The 18,529-nt window shown below is 57.5% G+C and carries 21 protein-coding genes; 9 read left to right on the plus strand and 12 right to left on the minus strand.

Features of this window, described 5'->3' with window-relative positions:
- Nucleotides 1–20: 20 nt before the first annotated feature.
- The 5 genes from ACXAF5_RS14600 to ACXAF5_RS14620 all read left to right on the plus strand — a co-directional run bounded on the left by ACXAF5_RS14600 (nt 21) and on the right by ACXAF5_RS14620 (nt 5,420).
- The gene (locus ACXAF5_RS14600) at nt 21–587 is read left to right on the plus strand and encodes an NAD(P)H-dependent oxidoreductase (protein ID WP_474947140.1); all 567 of its coding nucleotides are present in this window, start codon (nt 21–23) and stop codon (nt 585–587) included.
- 3 nt (nt 588–590) lie between these two features.
- Nucleotides 591–1,007, plus strand: coding sequence for a DUF6220 domain-containing protein (locus ACXAF5_RS14605; protein WP_474947141.1), 417 nt, complete (start codon nt 591–593; stop codon nt 1,005–1,007).
- On the plus strand, nt 1,007–2,467 hold the full coding sequence (locus ACXAF5_RS14610; RefSeq protein ID WP_474947142.1) for a carotenoid oxygenase family protein: 1,461 nt from the start codon (nt 1,007–1,009) through the stop codon (nt 2,465–2,467). Before ACXAF5_RS14605 ends, ACXAF5_RS14610 begins: the two co-directional genes overlap by 1 nt.
- A gap of 425 nt (nt 2,468–2,892) precedes the next feature.
- Nucleotides 2,893–3,525 (plus strand): tyrosine-type recombinase/integrase, encoded by a 633-nt coding sequence (locus tag ACXAF5_RS14615; RefSeq protein WP_474947143.1) that lies wholly within the window; start codon nt 2,893–2,895, stop codon nt 3,523–3,525.
- 221 nt (nt 3,526–3,746) lie between these two features.
- Nucleotides 3,747–5,420 carry an alpha/beta hydrolase family protein gene (locus ACXAF5_RS14620; RefSeq protein ID WP_474947144.1) on the plus strand — a complete coding sequence of 558 codons (1,674 nt, stop codon included), beginning with the start codon at nt 3,747–3,749 and terminating at the stop codon, nt 5,418–5,420.
- Between the two features lie 471 nt (nt 5,421–5,891).
- On the opposite strand, the gene ACXAF5_RS14625 is transcribed toward ACXAF5_RS14620, so the two are convergent.
- The 12 genes from ACXAF5_RS14625 to ACXAF5_RS14680 form a co-directional block, all read right to left on the minus strand.
- Nucleotides 5,892–7,037, minus strand: a complete 1,146-nt coding sequence (locus tag ACXAF5_RS14625; RefSeq protein ID WP_474947145.1) for an AAA family ATPase — start codon at nt 7,035–7,037, stop codon at nt 5,892–5,894.
- On the minus strand, nt 7,030–7,842 hold the full coding sequence (locus tag ACXAF5_RS14630) for an RNA ligase family protein (RefSeq protein ID WP_474947146.1): 813 nt from the start codon (nt 7,840–7,842) through the stop codon (nt 7,030–7,032). Before ACXAF5_RS14630 ends, ACXAF5_RS14625 begins: the two co-directional genes overlap by 8 nt.
- Before the next feature lie 603 nt (nt 7,843–8,445).
- The gene (locus ACXAF5_RS14635) at nt 8,446–8,928 is read right to left on the minus strand and encodes a P27 family phage terminase small subunit (RefSeq protein WP_474947147.1); all 483 of its coding nucleotides are present in this window, start codon (nt 8,926–8,928) and stop codon (nt 8,446–8,448) included.
- A gap of 439 nt (nt 8,929–9,367) precedes the next feature.
- Nucleotides 9,368–9,823, minus strand: coding sequence for an HD domain-containing protein (locus ACXAF5_RS14640; protein ID WP_474947148.1), 456 nt, complete (start codon nt 9,821–9,823; stop codon nt 9,368–9,370).
- 3 nt (nt 9,824–9,826) lie between these two features.
- Nucleotides 9,827–10,312: a hypothetical protein gene (locus tag ACXAF5_RS14645; RefSeq protein ID WP_474947149.1), complete on the minus strand. Its 486-nt coding sequence runs from the start codon at nt 10,310–10,312 to the stop codon at nt 9,827–9,829.
- Nucleotides 10,309–11,886 carry a hypothetical protein gene (locus ACXAF5_RS14650; RefSeq protein ID WP_474947150.1) on the minus strand — a complete coding sequence of 526 codons (1,578 nt, stop codon included), beginning with the start codon at nt 11,884–11,886 and terminating at the stop codon, nt 10,309–10,311. The genes ACXAF5_RS14645 and ACXAF5_RS14650 overlap by 4 nt, the downstream gene beginning before the upstream one ends.
- Nucleotide 11,887: 1 nt before the next feature.
- Nucleotides 11,888–12,943 carry a DUF4123 domain-containing protein gene (locus ACXAF5_RS14655; protein WP_474947151.1) on the minus strand — a complete coding sequence of 352 codons (1,056 nt, stop codon included), beginning with the start codon at nt 12,941–12,943 and terminating at the stop codon, nt 11,888–11,890.
- Nucleotides 12,944–13,227: 284 nt separating this feature from the next.
- On the minus strand, nt 13,228–13,962 hold the full coding sequence (locus ACXAF5_RS14660) for a hypothetical protein (protein WP_474947152.1): 735 nt from the start codon (nt 13,960–13,962) through the stop codon (nt 13,228–13,230).
- On the minus strand, nt 13,959–14,543 hold the full coding sequence (locus ACXAF5_RS14665) for a hypothetical protein (protein ID WP_474947153.1): 585 nt from the start codon (nt 14,541–14,543) through the stop codon (nt 13,959–13,961). Before ACXAF5_RS14665 ends, ACXAF5_RS14660 begins: the two co-directional genes overlap by 4 nt.
- Before the next feature lie 171 nt (nt 14,544–14,714).
- A complete protein-coding gene (locus tag ACXAF5_RS14670) occupies nt 14,715–15,362 on the minus strand; it encodes a hypothetical protein (protein ID WP_474947154.1) in 648 nt (215 codons plus the stop codon).
- Nucleotides 15,362–15,625, minus strand: a complete 264-nt coding sequence (locus ACXAF5_RS14675) for a hypothetical protein (RefSeq protein WP_474947155.1) — start codon at nt 15,623–15,625, stop codon at nt 15,362–15,364. The genes ACXAF5_RS14670 and ACXAF5_RS14675 overlap by 1 nt, the downstream gene beginning before the upstream one ends.
- Nucleotides 15,625–15,948, minus strand: coding sequence for a hypothetical protein (locus ACXAF5_RS14680; RefSeq protein WP_474946823.1), 324 nt, complete (start codon nt 15,946–15,948; stop codon nt 15,625–15,627). Before ACXAF5_RS14680 ends, ACXAF5_RS14675 begins: the two co-directional genes overlap by 1 nt.
- A gap of 304 nt (nt 15,949–16,252) precedes the next feature.
- Between ACXAF5_RS14680 and ACXAF5_RS14685 the strand changes: the two genes are divergently transcribed.
- From ACXAF5_RS14685 to ACXAF5_RS14700, 4 genes are all read left to right on the plus strand, one after another.
- Nucleotides 16,253–16,516 (plus strand): helix-turn-helix domain-containing protein, encoded by a 264-nt coding sequence (locus tag ACXAF5_RS14685; protein WP_065332141.1) that lies wholly within the window; start codon nt 16,253–16,255, stop codon nt 16,514–16,516.
- Between the two features lie 311 nt (nt 16,517–16,827).
- Entirely contained in the window at nt 16,828–17,109 is a 282-nt protein-coding gene (locus ACXAF5_RS14690; protein ID WP_474947156.1) for a hypothetical protein, read from the plus strand.
- Between the two features lie 50 nt (nt 17,110–17,159).
- Complete coding sequence (locus ACXAF5_RS14695) at nt 17,160–17,633, plus strand: hypothetical protein (RefSeq protein WP_474947157.1); 474 nt, start codon at nt 17,160–17,162, stop codon at nt 17,631–17,633.
- A gap of 383 nt (nt 17,634–18,016) precedes the next feature.
- Complete coding sequence (locus ACXAF5_RS14700; RefSeq protein WP_474947158.1) at nt 18,017–18,514, plus strand: hypothetical protein; 498 nt, start codon at nt 18,017–18,019, stop codon at nt 18,512–18,514.
- Nucleotides 18,515–18,529 lie beyond the last annotated feature (15 nt).

Genomic DNA, 18,529 nt, shown 5'->3' on the forward strand with positions numbered 1-18,529 from the left:
TCCCAACCATGGAGATGACGATGACCAAGACCCTGATCCTAATGTTCCACCCCGATCTGAGCCGATCGAAGGCCAATGCCGCAATGGCCCGCGCCGCCGCCGCCCTGCCAGGGGTGGAGGTGGTCGACATGACCGCCGCCTGCCCGGATGGTCTCGACCTCCTCCGAGATGGCGAACGTGAGGCGGCACGGCTGCTGGGGGCTGATCGGCTCGTACTGCAGTTTCCGGTGCAGTGGTATTCGACCCCGCCGCTGCTGAAGGCCTGGCAGGACGCCGTTCTGACGCGGATGTTCTACATCGCCTACGAGGCTGAGGGTCGCCGGCTGGAAGGCACTCCGCTGCTGATCGCGGCCACCGCCGGCAACACGCCCGAGGCCTACACGGCGGGCGGGCGCAACCTGTTCCCGATGGCGGATCTCATGGCGCCGCTGCGCGCCACAGCGCATCGCTGCGGGCTGGAATGGGCCGACCCCTTCGTCCTCTACCGGGCGGACAAGCTCTCGCCCGACCAGATCGAGGCCGCCGCCGCGGACTATGCCGTGCATCTGGCCCGCTGGATCGCCACGCCTCTCGAACGGGCGGCCTGAACCATGGAGACGACGCATGACACTTTCACCGATCTTGGCGCCGGCACGCCCCTGTGGTTCAGTCTTGCGGCCCGTGCCCTCCCCGTCGGCATTCTCGCCCAGTTCCTCAGCGCCGGAGCCGCGCTTTTCCGCGACGGCGGGCTGTGGGGGCTGCACGCGGCGCTTGGCGGGGCTTTGTCCTTTCCGGCCCTTGCCCTTGTCGGAGGGTCGCTGTTCCTCCGCCGACTGAACGGCTTCGGTTGGTGGGGCGGGCTGACCTTCGCTCTCTACCTAACGCAGATCGCCCTCGCTGCCGGAGCGAACCCTCTGCCGCTTTCCCTCCACCCGTTCAACGGCGCGCTGCTGCTGACCGCCAGCCTGATCCTGCTGGCCAAGGTCGAACGCCGCCGCGCCCAGCCCATTCCTACGGAGATCCTGTGATGAACCCCACCCGCCGCGATATCCTGCGCATGGGCAGCGGCCTTGCCGCCAGCGCTGTTGCCACATCCATCACCACCTTCGAGGCGCTGGCCAAGGGCGATACCGCCGCCGGTACACCCAGCTTTCTCTCCGGCCATTTCCGTCCAGTGACGGAGGAGACCACGGCCCTGACCTTGCCGGTCCGGGGCGCGATCCCGACCGCACTTTCAGGCCGCTACTTCCGCAACGGCCACAACCCGAAGGAAGGCATGAACCCCGGCGCCTGGTTCTATGGCTCGGGCATGATCCACGGGCTGCGCCTGAAGGGCGGGCGGGCTGAGTGGTATCGCAACCGCTGGGTCAAGACACCCGCGCTGACCGAGGGTCGGGCACTGTTCACGGAACATGGCAGCATCGACCTGACCGCCAGCGCCGCTGGGACCAGCGTCATCGCCCATGCCGGGCGCATCCTCGCCCTCCAGGAGGTGAACCTTCCCTTCGAGGTTACGCCAGAGCTGGAGACCCTCGGCGCCTACGACTTCGACGGTGCGCTGAAGACGATGATGACCGCGCACCCCAAGATCTGCCCCCGCACTGGCGAGTTGCTGTTCTTCGGCAACTCGCCCCTTGCTCCGCACCTGACCTACCACGTCGCGGATGCGCAGGGGCGACTGGTCCACAGTGAGGTGCTGGACGGCCCCGGCGGTTCGATTATCCACGACTTCGCCATCACCGAGAACTATGTGGTCTGGTTCGACCCTTCGGTCGCGCTCGACCTCGGCTCGGGTCTGCCCTTCCCCTACACGTGGCAAGACGGCTACCGCGCCCGCATCGGGGTGATGCCGCGTGATCGCAGCAAGGGCGGGGTCCTCTGGATTGAGGTCGCCCCTTATTATGCCTTGCATTTCGCCAATGCCTGGGAGAATGCCGAGGGTCGGATCGTCGTGGAGGGTCCGTATTTCAACCGCAGCGCCTGGGACAGGGCGGCCGATTTCATCAATGGCACCGCTCCCCATGGCGCCCCGCCCGCCGACGGCTGCGTGCGTGGCCAGTGGCACATCGACCCGACAGCAGGCAAGGCGAAAATTGCGCTGCTCGATGATCTGACGGTCGAGTTCCCGACCATCAATCTGTCCTTTACGGGTCGGGAAAGTCGCTACGCCTATGCCTGCTTCTTCCCCGGCGCGGGGCTGCGTGGGTGCGGCGTAGCCAAATACGACTTGCGGAGCGGCGCGCGGCAGTTGCTGCCCTTGCCCGAAGGCGTGATGGCGGGCGAGCCCTGCTTTGTCCCAGACCCGAAAGGCACGGCCGAGGATCACGGCTGGTTGCTGACCTATGTCACCGACCTGCGCAGAGACGAGGCCGAGCTCTGGATCCTCGACGCAACCCGCATCGAGGCGGGCCCCGTCGCAGCCATCGAACTGCCGGTCTGGGTCCCCGCCGGCGTCCACGGCAGCTGGATCGACGATCTGGCTATCTGATGCCCAGACTAGCTCCGCGCCCCTGAAAATCCGGTGGCGTGGAGCTATCATCTCGCAGGCTTAATCCGTCAGATGCCATTGCGTTCTAGTGGAAATGCAATGGTCCTAGCTGTGAAGTCTCGGAAGGTTGTTCACCCGCTGCGGGGGTAGGGTGCAATCGCCAAACTCCAGCCCGGGACCTGCAAGGATGCACAACCCGCATCAGAATGCCCGACTCACTGTCTATGGTCGAGAACAGATCGTGGCCCGCGTCGCCCCCGGCCAAAACGCAGCCGAGGTGGCGCACCTGCATTCGCCGCGGCTGGCACGAATGACTGGAGCGGGCTCGAAGCCGACCCCGGATGCAGCGCGGCATCATGTGATATGATGTCTTGTCAACGTCGGGTTGTCGATGAAGGAGGGCGTGGTGGAGCGGAGCATCCATCATGCAAACACCAAACTTACCCGCCATTCGCGCACTGCGCCCTGCCTGGAATAAAGGCCGGATCGTTGGCCAGAAGAGGCCACTCAAGCCCAAACACGTCTGGGCGATCAGGGTGCGCCTGGAGCTGGCCGAGAACCATCGTGATCTGGCCCTCTTCAATCTTGCCATCGACAGCAAGCTGCGCGGCTGCGATATGGTGAGGATGAAAGTGGTCGATGTCATGGCGTCAGGCCAAATTAAGGAACGCGCGTCGGTTCTCCAGAGCAAGACGCAAAAACCGGTCCGCTTCGAAATCTCAGAGGGCACACGCGCATCGCTCGTAAGGTGGATGCGCGAGCCGCTCATGGTCGGCTCCGAGTACCTTTGGCCCGGGCGTTTTCACGAACGGCTTCACATATCGACCCACCAGTACGCGCGTATTGTCCGTGAGTGGGTGACATCCATCGGACTGGAGGCCAGCGCCTACGGCACGCACTCGATGAGACGAACAAAGGTGACGCAAATCTACAAGAAGACGGGCAACCTGCGGGCGGTCCAGCTGTTGTTGGGCCATACCAAGATGGACAGCACCGTCAGATACCTTGGCGTCGAGCTTGAAGATGCGCTGGCCATCGCCAAAGCTATAGAAATCTAAAGGCATGGGTCGTCTTCACGGACGGCCCGTAGCTGCCATTCGTAAACGTGAAAGTGGCTGCAGCGCAGCATCAGAATGTCCATCGCTCTTATGCGACGCCGACAGGCGGAGGCAAGCGAAAGCTTAAATTTTCCACCCTTGCAGTTTTCGTGGCATTGGAATCTAAAGCTACCGAAGCACGCGGGGGTTGTTTGCAAAACAAAGTCTAGTATGAGGGCGCTTTGACCAAGTACACATCTATTATTTTCTGTCACGGAATTGGAAGTCCGCGAGAATACCTTAGTGCGGCTAATTTTATAGACGCACTGGATCGACAAGGTAACCGCGAGAATCCATCTGAGCTTGGATACATAAGAGAAATAAGTAGCGAAATTGAGGCATCATCAAAAGACAAGGGATCATTCCGCAACTATGTAGAATTTGCAAGATTTCAACGCATCCGAGACAAGCCCCGGCCTGTCAAGAAATACCGTGTCTATGAGGCATATTGGGCTAGTGATCAGCACAAGAACCCAGGGATATTTGGCGTTTTGCTGTGGATTCTCAAAATTGCGTTCACATTTATTTTTACCTCTACTTCGCGCTGGCGTAAGTATCCTACCCTCAAACGGCGCATGTTGAACAAGCTAGAGGTAAGTGGCGACCTCAGAAGAAAGATGGAGAAGAGGTACTCTGAATTTGACAACAGTGAAAATAGGGAGAGATTTCCGGAAGGCCGGTTTCGCGATTTTAAAAAGTATTTGTCAGAAAGCTCAAGTGCCCAAGAAAGGGATAACCTTCAGAAGCTGGCTTTGGCTTGGCGGAGAGGGTTGATAAAAAGTAATTTACAAGCTTTCTTGAAGGCCCTGGTGGTCTCCACACCACTTCTGGCGCTTTTGATATTCACGTATACACTCTTTTTCTTTGTATCAAGCGAGCTTGTTGGGGTGATCGAATTTGACTTCCTGAAAACCGAAGTGACTTCCCAAACTGTAGCTTTCCTGGCAACGCTTCTAGCGGTCTCTGGCGCGTGGGCCCTTTCCCGAAGATTGATATCAGACGTCATGGCGTGGACAACCATGCATGAAGGTCATGAAGGGTTTTTGACACGCGAGAGAAGAGTGAATTTAGCCAAAGATTTGATTCAGGATGTCTTGTCGGACAATAACTGTACTCGCTGCGTCTTGGTTGGTCACAGCTTGGGGTCGGCGATAATTCTGGATGCTTTTCTTCGCCTCAATTCCCTCTGCAGAGCCACAAATATCTCTGAAGCTGACCGTAAGAAATCTGTTGCTGAGGTGAGAAAGGTTAGCCACATCTTTACAATTGGAAGTCCGATTCAAAAGATTGCAAGTCTCTTTTATGCAGATAGCGGTGAGAACCATCGCTATCATCGAGTTAGGCATAGCAATCCTTACCTTTTGGATCGGCCAGCTTGGGGGGAACATGGCGGGCCGCGAATAGTCAATTTTTGGAGCAGGTACGATCTTGTGAGTTCAGAGATCAACTGCCTACTTCAAGCAATGGAGACGAACGGCGACAAGGGAGATGCTATTGGAGTGGATAACATTGAGGTCGCGCCAATCGGAGCCCCTTTCCCCCTCGCCGCACACTCTGGGTACTTTAATGACCCATTTTCCATGGCAGTTATTTATCAATCGATAGCATCTGGAAACCTAAGCGAAGCCAGAATGCGTCGAGCAAGCTTCAAGAGTGAAATATCTGGATGGATGAAAATAATTCTAACGGCGCTTTTTTTCCTCTTCGTCGCATCGATAGGCTTCTGGATTTCAATCGATGTGAATGATGGGTGGCTCACTGCAGTTGTGGCATTTATGGCGCTTATAAATCTGAGTGCCGTTTTCGCGGTGATACGGTTGGACTACCGACGGCACCGAGGCGACGCCAAAGATTGACACTGGGGAGCTGCTGTGCTTTGCTTGTAGGTAGAGTAAGGCGCATACTCTTTAGAAGCGTCTACAAAGGGGGAGGTGGCTTGCTACCTCCCCCGCCTTTTGCTTTACAATCGTACTGTTCGCCATCAAATCCTCAAATCGAGGTTGGTTCAGCAGGTACGTCGTGCCACTTGGGTCGTTCGGTGGGAGACTTGCTATATAGCAGCAGTGCAGCGCACGAGATCAGGCTTTTGCGTTTGTAGTCCACTGCTCTGCGACTGCGGCGAACGACCGCTCACCGCCCTGCCAGTAGGCAGGGCCAACGGGTGCATGTGCAGAACGAATGTCTTGCTTGGGCTGGCTGGCGACCTCTGGCAGCGAAGACCAAGCGCGGTTTCGTTGCAACTACGCTGCCGCAGTGCCGCAAGGCGGCTGTGAGCCCTTGTTGACCGATGCTGCGTTACGCTTAAATTTCCACATTCGCGCGGCGTGCTACACCAGATTTACCCCATGCGCTTCCCACAACTGCGGCGGCTCAGTCTTTTTGGACAGATGCGTAATAACAGCTTCGGGCACGGCATCTGGTCGATCTCTGTTCTGGCGGCGCAGTTGATCTGGGCTAACTTCGAGATAAACAATCTCAATCCGGGCACCGTAGTCACGCAGTAACCGCAGAACCCTTGATCGGTTCTGTCGGGTCACATTGGTAGCGTTCCAAACAAAATCACGCCCGGCCCGTAGGTGCTCTCTCGCCTGTTCATGCGCAGCCTGGATGACCTGGCCTTGATTGTCAGTTGCCGAGACGCCTAGTTCGTCTCGGATCAAATCAAGGCTGACGACAGGATGTTCTGGGCGGTGTTTCCCGATCCAGGTATCCTTCCCCGAACCCGGCAAACCTGACATGACGGTAACCGTACAAGGGAACGCCTCGTGGGCCTCATAGTGCGGGTCTCGCTCTTCCAACTCAAAAAAAGCAACTCGGCTTTCATCATTGGCGAAGGCAAATTGGTGATCCCAACAGTTGGCCTCTTGGAAGGTCAATGCGGCGAGGCTCACATTCTCCAAGATGGATTGCTGGTTCTCACATTTGCGACCCATGGCGTCGGCCTTGGCATGAAGGCAAAGGTGATCCGGCCTGCACCGCCACGATGTCTCAATAGCCATACGTTGCGGATCAGGCCGTTCGATCAGCCAGAACGGCAGTTGGTGGTCGGCGATGATCCCGCACAGCGCTTCACGCCACGCAAACGGAGACCCCGCATACCACAGCAGTTCCCTTGCAATGGATGCACCAACACGGGAGTGACCACGGGAGGAAATGCGTCCGCCATCCTCATGCTTTGTGACTGCGGGCTTGCCGATATCATGCAAGACGGCGGCCCAGAATAAGTTCGTCCGGTCCACTTCGGGAAGGCCTTGCCAGTCTGGGTCCGCCACCAGAGCCTCGACCACCATTCGTGTGTGCGTCCCGACATCGCCCTCAGCATGATGGATTGGGTCCTGCGGGCAGGCGTCGAGGGTGGCAAGTTCCGACCACAGTGGCCAAATCTCATCCCAATCCACCTGCCAAGCTGGGCCGGTGGGAACCAAGGCCAGCAGGTGGTCATGTGTGACGGCGTGTTTGATAGGCTTACGCATCGTAGGCCCCCTCCGCACCCAGAGTGGGTGCAAAGATATCGACACCATCGGCCAAGCCGTTCGGCAGGATTGGACGGTCTTGCCAATGCCCGTCAGCGGCTTCAATCGCCTGCAAAAAGTCAGCGCGGACAAACTTAAAGCGGTCCTCCACATGGTCCGCACTTTCCTGCTTTAGATAAAGCCCTTCGGCTAGGTCGCTCTCCTCTGTCTGCTGGTCAACCATGTCAGGACGGCTGCCGGACCGCTCTGCTGCAATCAACATTGCATCACGCCAGTCCGTGGATTTGTAAGGCGAAGGCCGGGTGAGGCTGATCAGTTGATCGACGGACCTGATTTCGCCTGTATGGACGACCGGCACTGGCATGATCGGCAGTCCGGTCAGCAACGCCCGACGAGCCGCCGTGCTCAGGAACAGGCCGGTGTCTCGGTCCAGCACATCGAACTCCATGAAGTAATGCGGCAGCCGGTCATAGAACACAGTGTGTTTGGCATACATCCATTCGCCATACATAACAAAACGATGCCCCAGCACCGGGTGCAGGGCATGTGCATGGGCCGCAGCCCAGGTCTTGAGCAAAGAGAAGTGACGTTCGCGGCCACCGCCTGTCAGATAGTGCCCACGGCTTTGCAGCAGCAGGTTGCCATCCACGTCAAATGATACGGCGGAATTGGCTCCGTCGAGCTTTTCTTCAACAATCAGAGGCTGGCCTGAAAGCTCTTTGATTGGTTTGTCATCCGCCATATCGCCCAACTGAAGGCGCGAGCCTTCAATGTGCCGCGTACGCGGGTACTTCTGGATATTCATAAAAGTCTCACAATGTATCGATTGGTCGCACAAAAACACCCGGCAGGGTGTGCCAAGGTGTTGGTTTGATTTTGTGCGCTGCGATTACATCGGACTTCCATGGGGCTCGGGGTTGAGACAGGCAACCCGGTTAACGTTGACAAGAGCAAAAATCAACAGCGGACATTCCAAGCCGCTTTTGAATTGTCCGCTTCGTCCCGCATCACTTCCGTTCGATGATGGTTGGCGGCTGCACGCGCAGCGAAGGTCCGATCCTTCCATTGCTCGTGCAGCATTGGATAGCCGCTCAACTGCCAGATACGGTGACTCTGCAAATGTCGCTAACTGCGCTTCTCCGACATACGTGCCAAGAGCAGCAACGGTCCTGACCGGCCGAGCTAACCTGAAGGTCCGCTCAAGGGAGATTTGGCGGGTTTCGCCCGCCCAGCTGACCTCGGAATTTGCGTCTGCGCTGCCCGAATATCGGTCAACCGCTTCGCAGTCCAGTCGCGAAAATCGTACCGCTCATGCACCCATTGTACCGATCCGCTGAAGGTGGACTCTCTAGGGTCGTTTCGGCTCATCGCCAGGCTTCGAAGTAGACGTTCAATCGTGAATAGGTATCTATTGGAAGTCTGCTGACCAGGAAGTGATCCATACACATCGCAACCTTAACACAACGATGCCAGCAGTTTCAGGGACAGAACTCGGCCAGTTGCCTTGGATCGACCTATACCGCGTGACATCAACACGGAACGTCTCATTGAGCTGCGCCACCTCGGGCCGCGCCTTGATCTGCACCCCGTTGCGCGTCTCGCTCTCATAGGTCTCGCCGGCCTCTTCCAGTTCCCGCTCCAGACGTTCAAACCGCAGCACCGCTTTGCAGAGCTGTTTGAACATCATCACATTGCTGGGTTTGAGCCGATCCACGGTCGGGTGACACAGCGGCAGCGCCAGCCGGTCAAAGGTCCAGCGCAGTTCGCCGGTCAGCCCCTCGGGCCGGATCTCCTCCAGGCGCAGCCGCGCCCGCTCTTCCAGATTGTGAAGCGGTGCGCCCTCTTCCGCCAGGGCCACAACTTTTTCCTCTGCCGGTCTGCGCCCTCGCATATCCCGATCAACTCCTTGTTCATGTGGCTTTTTCTATTCAATTTCTGCTTTGCGCAGAAAAAGGCTCCCCCTCCGGTTGCCAGCGCATCCGGAATTCCTTCGGCCCCTCCCCCCGGGGTTGCCGGGCCGCTTCGTCAGCGGTTGGCGGGGTGATTTAGATCCACCGCCCAGCCATCCGCGCCGCGCTTTTGTTAGAAGGAACTAACGGCCCGTAGCGGACATTGGCCATGAGGCGGGACGCTGCGATGCAGTGCGTCATTTCGCACATTTGTTGGTTGGTGTCGTGGCTCATCTGGTAGCTTGGTGTTTTGCAACACCTTACGCCAATCCCCCCGAGGAGGGCACGTTTTCGCAGGTGGATCACCTATCGGATGTCTTACAACTCAGATACAAAGACACGCAACAAAGTTTCTGGAAACAAAATCAACAGGTCCAGAATCTACGCGTCACCAAAGCGCGCAACAAAGCCGCTATATTTCGCGGCGAGCCTACTCCTTACGGTTGGGTCAAGGAGATGAAGACGGCTTTTATTATGCGCTACGTCTGCGCGCTTGACTGCCGCGGCGATTGGGTTGCTCATAACACGCGGAAGATATTGTGTGTCATAATCCTCGTGCGGTTGTTTGGTCATAGCAGCCACAGCTTCTGCGATCTCCGGGCCAAACCGTTCAGTTAGAATTGCCATCGACACCGAGCTGCAATCTGTGCAGTCTTCCAAACTGTCATGCAGCAGGCCCACAATTTCGAAGTTCAACCCGAGATGCCTGACTGCGGAGGCAACCGCACGAACATGTTCTATATATGGAACTCCAAGCTTGTCGACCTGCCCCGCATGAGCTTTCCGTGCAAGCTCGAGTGCGGCATTGCGGAGATCCCTGTCTTTACCTTGCGTCATCAACTATCCCTTTGGAGCTAAGCCACGGCGTTTGAGAGCATTGTCGCGACGAGTTTCCCACTTGGGATCAACCGGCAGCATGACAGGCGCGTATCCATTTGCCTTCGTGAAGCTGTCGATGAGATGGCGTTTTGCGTCGTCAAGATCCAACCCCATAGCCTTCACGGTTTCTCGTGCCTCATCTTCTGAGATTAGACAGTGATCGCCGACGTCGCCGTACTCCTCTCGGCGTTTTCGCGCATTGAAAGCATCCCAAAACCACCCCATCCGCTGTGTGCCGCGAACCGTCGAACTTTTTATGTTGTGTTCATGATCATCACGCACCCATTCCAACACGACAAACACCGCGACCTCCAATTCGTCGTATTCATCGTTTTCATCGCGGTAGTAATTAAGCGTGTGCGTATCTTTCTTCGCGGCCTCATAGTCGATGTTCTGAAGCAATCGGTCGACATCTTCTTTCGTCCAAATTTTCAATTTTTCGGTCATTTCAAACCTCCTGCTTCACTGGGAACGGGTATCTGGTCAAAAATCGCGTTTTGGGCGTCTTCAAGCTCTCTCCACGCCTTCGAACCTCGCTCGAGGATCCGCTGTTGCTCATATAGAGCGTGCGTACCTGTCTCCTTGGCTTGGTAACTTGCTGCAGTATGGAATTGAAGCTCAAACTTGAACCCCTCTGCCGTCTGATAAACTGCGTTGATCCCCTTGTATCCGACGTTTCCCCATGTGTTCTTGAACTTCACTTCGGAGAACCCTTTTGCGAGCAGTTCAGAACGTGTGGCGCGCACACCGGCGGCATAGGTCTCGTCTGGGAATATGGTCGTATAGCGGAGAACATCCTTCATTCGCTCCGCGACTTTCGAATAGTACTCCCCCGTTTCAACAGCTTCACCGGAAATTTTCCGCGCGAGAGACTCTTCGGATTTGAAGCGGAAGTCCAGCCCGACCATATGACCGTTGAAACGCGTCGCAAGCGATTGAAGTAACGGAGTTATCTGCGGTTCAATAGTTCGAGCTGCCTTTAGTAATACGAAAATCACAGTGTCCAGTGACTCGGTGTCGAAAATATATCTGTATTGGGTTCTGAGAGTGACGACCATGCGGTTGATCCCCGATCTCATCACCCGGAGGCCTGCAACGAAGCGATCAAGAACCGCGCCAAAAACAAGCCCCTCTAAGGCATTCTTTAGGCGTCCTTCCGCCGCACTGTCATTGGGATCAGAGGCTAGATACTCGGTAATCGGGTTTTTCAGGCGAGGGTACTTTTGAACCAAATTGGCTAGACGCTGCTCGTGAGGGTCAAACACAGTCGCATCGGCAATGACGCCCGCTGCCATATAGGTTCCTGTCGACCCAACAACCCTTGCTGCACCTACGAGACGTACTGCTCGGACCGCCGGAATAAATCCAACCAAAAACTGTGTGACGCCCTCAGTAATCTGTCCAGCTGTTCCCCCTGGCCTCGCGAGGCCTAAATCCATGAATTCAGGTCGGCCGTTGGTTTCAAAGAACTCCGCTCGTTCTTGCGTGTCCATCCAGACCCATTCGCCGTCGACTTTAACCATTCCTGGGTTCCACCCAATCCAAAAGCCAAAGTCGTCCGCAGCTCGCATCATGCCGTTGATGCCGCGCTCAAGGCCTGTCAATGCGCCGCGCCCTATGTCCACAGCCCAATGTTCATCAGATGCACGATCCCCGGGTACTTCCCCCTCTGGCACACCGAGGACATCGTCAGGACGTTCGCTTCCAAAAGCGAATTGGACTTCTCTCAAATCACTGGGCAAATCGACCCTAGCGAAACCTCGCGGGTCAATTCGCCCACGCGTTTCGAAGGCCTCTTGTTCGACATCGGTAACGGCATACTGCAGTCCGGCCTCTTCTACCGGAATATCCCCAGCTTGGAGGCCCGCAATCGCCATGTATGTTGGCATATTCTCGGGAATTCGGGACTGGAATTGAATCTCAATCCAATTGGGGCATGTCGCGCAAAAGGTCGAAATTGACCCATCTCCTGCCATTTCAGGGGTTTGGTCAGCAATGCTTGATGCAGTACCGTCAGCCATTTCAGATGATCCTCCGTTGGAAGGATACTTCATCCATCCGTTTCTGAAGTTTCTTGAAGCGGCGAAGTGCCGGTGCTTTGCTCAGGCATATGTTCAGCAACGTTCCCTCCGGGTCAAACTCCTCGTATCGAATACCGAAGGAAAGCTCCCAGGCAGCTAGAACGCGTAAATGGCGAGTATTTGTGAAGCCAAACGCCATCATTCGTCTCATGCAGGCAATTGCAACCCTTGCAGCATCGTCACGATGCTCCCTTGGGATATCCAGATTGGTAATTACTTGCTGGGTATTTCTCTCAAGCTTGCGCTCTAACTCCGCCCGTCTCTCGAGCTCGAAGTCAAATGCCGCTTTCGAAGATGTTTCGTGTTCATGATTACATCTAACGATATGTACGGTGCCGTCTTTGAGTACAAGCGCAGAGGAGAGCACTCTCGAATCCAGCATGGCTTTCCAATAGGCTTCTTGAGAGAACAGCCCCAGCGCAACCGCTGGATCGTAATAACGAATATAGTACCATTTTCCTTGGGGATCTTGAATACGTGTGAACTTTCGAAGGTGCCGCCAGACATCCTCAAGCGTTTCGCATGAACGAAAGTAGATGCCAGGCTCATTGTCCCAAAGATGCCACGCCGCATCTGAGCGAGTGAACAGGTTGCGCGTGAAGGAGTTATCATCATCCAACCTTACAAGCCAAGGCGCGACCTCTTTCAACTCTTCAAAAGCCCGCCCCTTAAAGAGACATCGGTGCTCCAGCTCAGAAACCGCAAGCATGTCGGTTAAATTTGGAACTTTGCTTGCATCAAGAATCGCGTAAGTCTGCATCGAAGACTTAGGATCCACTTGGTCTGCTGCTGGCCTGATCACAGGACCTCTTGTCTCATGCGTACCAAACATCGGGCTGCACAAAACCTCGGGGACAGTTCTCTTGGGCCATACGCGAAGTTGTGCGTCTAGCGGTTCGATGCCATGAATTTGTTCGATCTTGAGCGAGTGCGTGCACTGCGCGTCGTCAGCGACGGCCCCAAGGTCGAGCCAGTAATCGTGTTCTCCCTGAACCATAGTAGCCTTCTGAAATCACTTAACTAATACCTCGAAACTTAGTGCTTTGGCTTTGATGCTTTAAGGTGGAGGCACGACTGGGCATTCTGTAGGCGACTTTAACGCTGATATAATAGCGTCTTTAGTGCATTGGGCAATCCTATAGGTGCGCACAGATCTAAGCTAAATTCGACTTTCTGCCGTTCTCCTCGTGCCCAGCGAAGGTCCGGAGTCCGCCCTGCCAGTAGGCAGGGCCACCGGATGCAGCTGCAGAGCGAATGCCTTCATTGGGCTGATTTCAGCCCTCACCAAACCATCCGCTCCAACGCCTCCGCCAATGCCTGCCGCAACGCACCGGACGTCTGCCCCTGGGCACTCCACCCATGCGCCCGCAGCACGGCGCTGATCGGCTTGCCCTCCAGGCACACCATATCCACCAGCCGTCGATCCGTGATGTTCTCACGTGAACCGCGTTTGGACGGACGGATCTTGCGCACGGCCATGGCAGTACCCGTGCCGATGCGCCTTTGGATCCGCTCGATCTCTTCGCGATCCCGCAACACCGCATCGATGAAGCTACCACTGCCACCACCACCGCCGCTGCGGATGGCCTCGACAGAGGAGCAGCGCACTCCGGCGCAGGCGTGGCGCTCGACCAGATCCCGATAATACCGCCCTGCAGCCACCTGCGCGCGGGTGAAGGGCGCGGGCTTGCCGTTGCTGGCCGCCTTGGCAGTCATGACGTCGAACACATCCGCCCGCTGCATGGCCGACCGGCCACGATAACCAGAGGGGCGGGCTTTCCAGTCGTTTTCACCATCGGGAAACAGGCTCATCGGCTGGAACACGCGGACCGCTCCGCGGGCCGGCGCCTCGGGGATCGCATCGCCGCAGACCTCTGGCACATGGCCCTGCTCTTTCACCGCCTGGATGCGTTCCTCCTCCGCCTGCAATCGCCGTTGGCGCGCCGCCATAAACTTTGCCACCGGGGTCAGATCCGCCACGCCATCGGGTGCGACAATCACGACATGCTCGCTCATGCTGCTGCACCCCGCTGCGCCTGGTCTGCGATCTCCCGGCATTTCTGCAGAGCCTCTGCCCGCCGCGCCCGAAAGCGCGCATCCTCGGTAGACAGGTGATCCCCGCGCCCTGCCCGCATTTCGATGTCCGCCATCCGGCGCACCGCCCCATCCGCCTCATTGCGGATCTGGGTGATGGTGTAGCGACCGGGCCATTCCCGCGCGCCCCTCAGATAGCGCAGCAGCTCGGGCGCCCAGCCTCCGGCCAGCGCCTCCTGCCCCAGTGCATGCCCGAACACCTTGAGCATCAGCGGCGACGGTCCGCTCTCCGGCGGCTGGATTTCCCGCGCCTTGTTCAGGATCTTGAGCCCAATCGGAAACCGATCCTTGTCCTTGCCGCCAGGGTGCGCCTCAACCCAATCCCGCAGCACCGCGAGACTCGCCGGCGACATATACGCCAGCTTCTGGCGCAACTCGCCCAGCATCACCGCAAACTGCGCCTTGGTCAGCGTCGAGGGCCGCGCCAGCCCCAGCGCCTCCAGCGGCGTGATCAACAATTCCTGCACCCGCGCCTCACCGGCGGCCTGTTCCTTTGCATCCATCTCTGCACCTCTTTTCTCAGCAAATCCGAGTTATCCACAGCCGCCGACGCCAATGTGTCCGGCGACTGTCCTTCTGTTTTGTTATGTCTCTGTCTCTGTCCCTGTCGTGCAGGACAGTCCGAGACTGTCCGAGACTGTCTTGAACTGTCCGCCGGACAGTCTTGGACAGTGTCAGGACATTGTTCGGTGGGTTCCGGAGCGTGCCTGCCCGAGGTCAAACATATGCGTTGACCAGGACTGCATCGCGCGCTCGATCCAGGTGGCGTTGCGGTATTCGCAGCCCTCCTGGACAAGCCATTCATCCATCCAACGGATGGCGGCGTCATTCTTCGCCAGCTCCGCGTGATAACCTGCCACGGTGGAGCGCAGCCGCTGCAACCGCTTGGCGGCGTTGGCCGCCTCATGCTTGGCGCGGTTGTCCTCCTTGCGTGACAGCGCCTCCGTCAGCGTGCGCAGCACCATCGGGTGCATCAGCCGAACCTCGCCGCCCTCGCAGATACAGGGCGTCCATTTGTGCAGCGGGCCATAGTCCAGCTTGCACAACGCGCGAAAGTGCCCCGGATCCACCAGCAAGAGCTTTGCCAGAATTTCCAGATCCTGCGGCACCGTGCCGACCGGCGTCTGGTCGTAAGAGATATTGATCAGATCAAAAAAGAGCGCCCGGCACTCCGGCGTGCCCTTGAGCCGCATGTCGGAGTTGAGCCAGCGCCGCCGTTCCCAGGCCATGAAGTAATGGCTGTCGAGCCGGTCCTCTGAACCCAGCGGATACTCCGGCAGATCATCGGTCGGGACCGGCTGCAAGCCTGCTGCATTCAACATCAGGCGGCCTCCCCGAACAGAGCCGACAGCTCACCATCCAGCGCCTCGATCATCCGGGGATCGCTCTCCACCGCGGATCTCTGCGCCATCTTGCGATAGGCCCCGGCCCAGCCGCGATAGCGGCAGATCTGGGTGCAGGTGCGCATCGAAGCGCCGGTAAACTCCGCCATATCCCGCAGGGTGCATTCGCCGGCACTGTCCTGGATCAGCCACCAGATCTGATAGGCGATCCGCTCGATCCGGGGTGAGGAATTCTGCGCCATCATGCGGCCCTCGCCAATTGATCCTGAAAGAACGCCGCCGCGCCGGGATCGGTGAGGATCATCAGCAAGGCGGTATGGCTGGCGGGCGCTGTCACCGCGCCCCACCAGTTGAGCGCGGTCTGAAACGAGACATCGCAAAACAGCGCCACCTCGCGCGGGCTGTGAAACCGCGCGTGGAAATAGGCCGACCAAAGGTCAGGCGCGCTGACCTTCAGCGCATGAGGGTCCAATTGATTTGACCAAGACGCTTGGTCAGCTGACATGCCAGGCTGGTCGCATGGCAGATCATTGTTCACGATCAGGGTTAGACGCGGGCGGCTCATGCGGCTGCGTCCTTCTGCGAGGAAGGTCGCACCATCGCGAACCATGCGGTTTCGCATTTCACGCCCCGAGCCTCGCACAAGACCTTGATGCTCAGATACCAGGACGCCGGAAAGGCCCCCCGCGCTATCGCATTGCTCACGGCTGTAGGCCCAACGCTGACAGTATCTGCGATCTCTTTTCTGCCGATCATGTCGGCTATCTGGGAAACGTTCATCATAAGCGCAATATCCACGTTTTGTGGATTCACCCAAGTCCACATTTTGTGGTTTGCCCAAAATTCACAAAATGTGATCCAAAGAGCCTATGAACATAGCCAACAAATCTTACCCTGAGATCGCTGATCGCCTAGTCGCCATTCGCAAAGCGTTCGCTCCCGACGCGAACCAGAAGGAATGGGCTGCCAAGCACGGCTTCAACGCGACTCAAGTGAACAACTGGGAGAAAGGTCTCCGGCGAATCCCCGTAGAAAGCGCCGAGAGACTCTGTGAAACCTACGGTGTAACGTTGGATTTCATATACCGGGGCAGAAGGGATGGCCTCTCCGAGACTGCCTCAAAAGCCCTCTGATCGCTCCGGCCGATGTGCTTCACCACGTGATCCAGAGGCACGTCCAACTCGTCTGCAATCTCGATCATCCTGTCTAACCTCTTATCCACTACCTTCATACGCTCTTTTGCCTGTTGCGTGTTCCGTTTTTGTTCCATGAATAGAACTTCGTCCTAACACAGGTCAATCGATCTTCTGAGGTGTCGGGATCCCTCGCTTTGCAGAGCATTGAATCACTTGATGAAGCTCAAAAATCCACAATTTGTGTTTTTATTGCTGCAATATCCACTTTTTGTGAATTATCGTGCGATCATCAACCGATGGAGGATTGAATGCAAGACAGACTGGAAACTGTGCTGCGGGACGCGCAGCAGATCGCAGGCTCGCCCGAGGCCCACCTCGACAGCCCGCATCTTTTCACAACAGCCTGGGCAACTCTGAAGGCCGCACGCGGCCAGGGCTTTGACCCGGCGCGCCTGCGGGCCGCGCACTTGGTCGAGCGCCCGGCGCCGACGCCGGAACCGACCGAGCAGGTTCTCGACCGCGTCGGCCAGAAGGTCCGCCGTGTCATGGCAGATCGCCAGATCACCCCGCATGGCCCCCATGCGGCGTAAGGCGAGGCGCACCCGCAATGACAAACCCTATCTCTCACGCTTCCGCATCCATGGCGGACGCATCCCGAGGGCCCCGCCCCTCTGAGACCAATGAACACGCGCGGCGCGTTGGAGGATTGCGCGCCGCCGATTGTCCCGAGGTTTCGCACCGCTGCCGCGGTGCGGATCTGGCGCGGGCGGATCAATCCTCCAAGTTGCCCACCGTCCGCGCATCATCCACCGCGATCAATACCCTCGCGCTCTATGCCGCGACTGAGACGCTCAAGGCGACCCCAATGCATCAGAGGTCTGAACAATTCTCAGACCTCGGCGGTCGCGTTACTGCGCCGATGTCAGACGCATGGGTCTATGACGAGGCGCTCTGGCTGGTCGAGCTGATGGGCATTCAATGCACTGGTACATCCCGCCAAAGCGCCCTGAGCAGCTGGATCAAGACCGCCTCCGCGCGCGTGCCCCGCTGCGCCAGCGATAGCCGCCCGGATTGCCCTTACAGCGGGCAATTGCCCGCGCCAGCACCGCGCTGATCACCACTTACACCACCTGCCGCATTTCCGGCAGCGCTCGGGGCGATGCCGCCACTCACGCGAAGCTACACGCGTCCCGAGCGAATTACCGACAGGCTTTAAGATGCAAGCTATGCCCAAAATGAGGTCAAGGCGATCAGACCATCCACCTCGTATCAATACGCTCACAAGTGAGGCGGATTAATGGCAAATCTGTTTCCCATCGCTGTTGGGGAGAAATCAGCGGCAAAGATGTTTGACATGGAGGTCAGGCAATTTCGCGATCTCGTGCAACAGGGAATACTGCCAAGGCCGAGGCAGATCGGATCGCATGATCGCTGGGATGCGGAGGAGCTCCGCGCTGTTGTGCGCGGGCAGATGATCCATAGCTACGAAGATGTACAATGGTAAAAAAGAAATACACGACCACGAAAACGGTCAGTGGCAAGAAATATCAGTACTTCCGAAAGAATGGCGTTTACGTTCGACTACCGGACGACCCGGCAAGTGAAGAGTACGACAGAGAGTACTGGCGCTTGATGCGAGGGGAGGGGCGTTTGTCCAACCGCCTCACGTTTCACAAGCTGATTGCATCGTATAAGCTATCTCCAAGATGGGAACGCCTGGCATCGAGAACCCGGGCAGATTACTCCAAGGTGCTTGAGTATATCGCCGATACAATCGGGGACCGGGATCCGACGAAAATGCGCCGTTCGGTCGTGATCGAGGCGCAGATGGCGAACCGACACAGGGCGCGCTTTGCAAATTATATTCCCCATATGCTGTCGATCCTGTTTGAGCATGCTATCGCATCTGGACTGGCAGCGCGAGAACCCGGCAAAGGGCATCGCAAAGATCAAGACCGGGGAGGGGCACAAACCATGGCCAGCCTCTGCCATTGAGGCCTATCGCACGCA

It is taken from the genome of Epibacterium sp. ABV4_022 (assembly GCF_056159345.1).

Bases quoted from the DNA above. Each gene is read 5' to 3' on its own strand.
- ACXAF5_RS14600 (WP_474947140.1), top strand. From the start codon at position 21: ATGACCAAGACCCTGATCCTAATGTTCCACCCCGATCTGAGCCGATCG.
- ACXAF5_RS14605 (WP_474947141.1), top strand. From the start codon at position 591: ATGGAGACGACGCATGACACTTTCACCGATCTTGGCGCCGGCACGCCC.
- ACXAF5_RS14610 (WP_474947142.1), top strand. From the start codon at position 1,007: ATGAACCCCACCCGCCGCGATATCCTGCGCATGGGCAGCGGCCTTGCC.
- ACXAF5_RS14615 (WP_474947143.1), top strand. From the start codon at position 2,893: ATGCAAACACCAAACTTACCCGCCATTCGCGCACTGCGCCCTGCCTGG.
- ACXAF5_RS14625 (WP_474947145.1), bottom strand. From the start codon at position 7,037: ATGCGTAAGCCTATCAAACACGCCGTCACACATGACCACCTGCTGGCC.
- ACXAF5_RS14630 (WP_474947146.1), bottom strand. From the start codon at position 7,842: ATGAATATCCAGAAGTACCCGCGTACGCGGCACATTGAAGGCTCGCGC.
- ACXAF5_RS14635 (WP_474947147.1), bottom strand. From the start codon at position 8,928: ATGCGAGGGCGCAGACCGGCAGAGGAAAAAGTTGTGGCCCTGGCGGAA.
- ACXAF5_RS14640 (WP_474947148.1), bottom strand. From the start codon at position 9,823: ATGACGCAAGGTAAAGACAGGGATCTCCGCAATGCCGCACTCGAGCTT.
- ACXAF5_RS14645 (WP_474947149.1), bottom strand. From the start codon at position 10,312: ATGACCGAAAAATTGAAAATTTGGACGAAAGAAGATGTCGACCGATTG.
- ACXAF5_RS14650 (WP_474947150.1), bottom strand. From the start codon at position 11,886: ATGGCTGACGGTACTGCATCAAGCATTGCTGACCAAACCCCTGAAATG.
- ACXAF5_RS14655 (WP_474947151.1), bottom strand. From the start codon at position 12,943: ATGGTTCAGGGAGAACACGATTACTGGCTCGACCTTGGGGCCGTCGCT.
- ACXAF5_RS14660 (WP_474947152.1), bottom strand. From the start codon at position 13,962: ATGAGCGAGCATGTCGTGATTGTCGCACCCGATGGCGTGGCGGATCTG.
- ACXAF5_RS14665 (WP_474947153.1), bottom strand. From the start codon at position 14,543: ATGGATGCAAAGGAACAGGCCGCCGGTGAGGCGCGGGTGCAGGAATTG.
- ACXAF5_RS14670 (WP_474947154.1), bottom strand. From the start codon at position 15,362: ATGTTGAATGCAGCAGGCTTGCAGCCGGTCCCGACCGATGATCTGCCG.
- ACXAF5_RS14675 (WP_474947155.1), bottom strand. From the start codon at position 15,625: ATGGCGCAGAATTCCTCACCCCGGATCGAGCGGATCGCCTATCAGATC.
- ACXAF5_RS14680 (WP_474946823.1), bottom strand. From the start codon at position 15,948: ATGAGCCGCCCGCGTCTAACCCTGATCGTGAACAATGATCTGCCATGC.
- ACXAF5_RS14685 (WP_065332141.1), top strand. From the start codon at position 16,253: ATGAACATAGCCAACAAATCTTACCCTGAGATCGCTGATCGCCTAGTC.
- ACXAF5_RS14690 (WP_474947156.1), top strand. From the start codon at position 16,828: ATGCAAGACAGACTGGAAACTGTGCTGCGGGACGCGCAGCAGATCGCA.
- ACXAF5_RS14695 (WP_474947157.1), top strand. From the start codon at position 17,160: ATGGCGGACGCATCCCGAGGGCCCCGCCCCTCTGAGACCAATGAACAC.
- ACXAF5_RS14700 (WP_474947158.1), top strand. From the start codon at position 18,017: ATGGTAAAAAAGAAATACACGACCACGAAAACGGTCAGTGGCAAGAAA.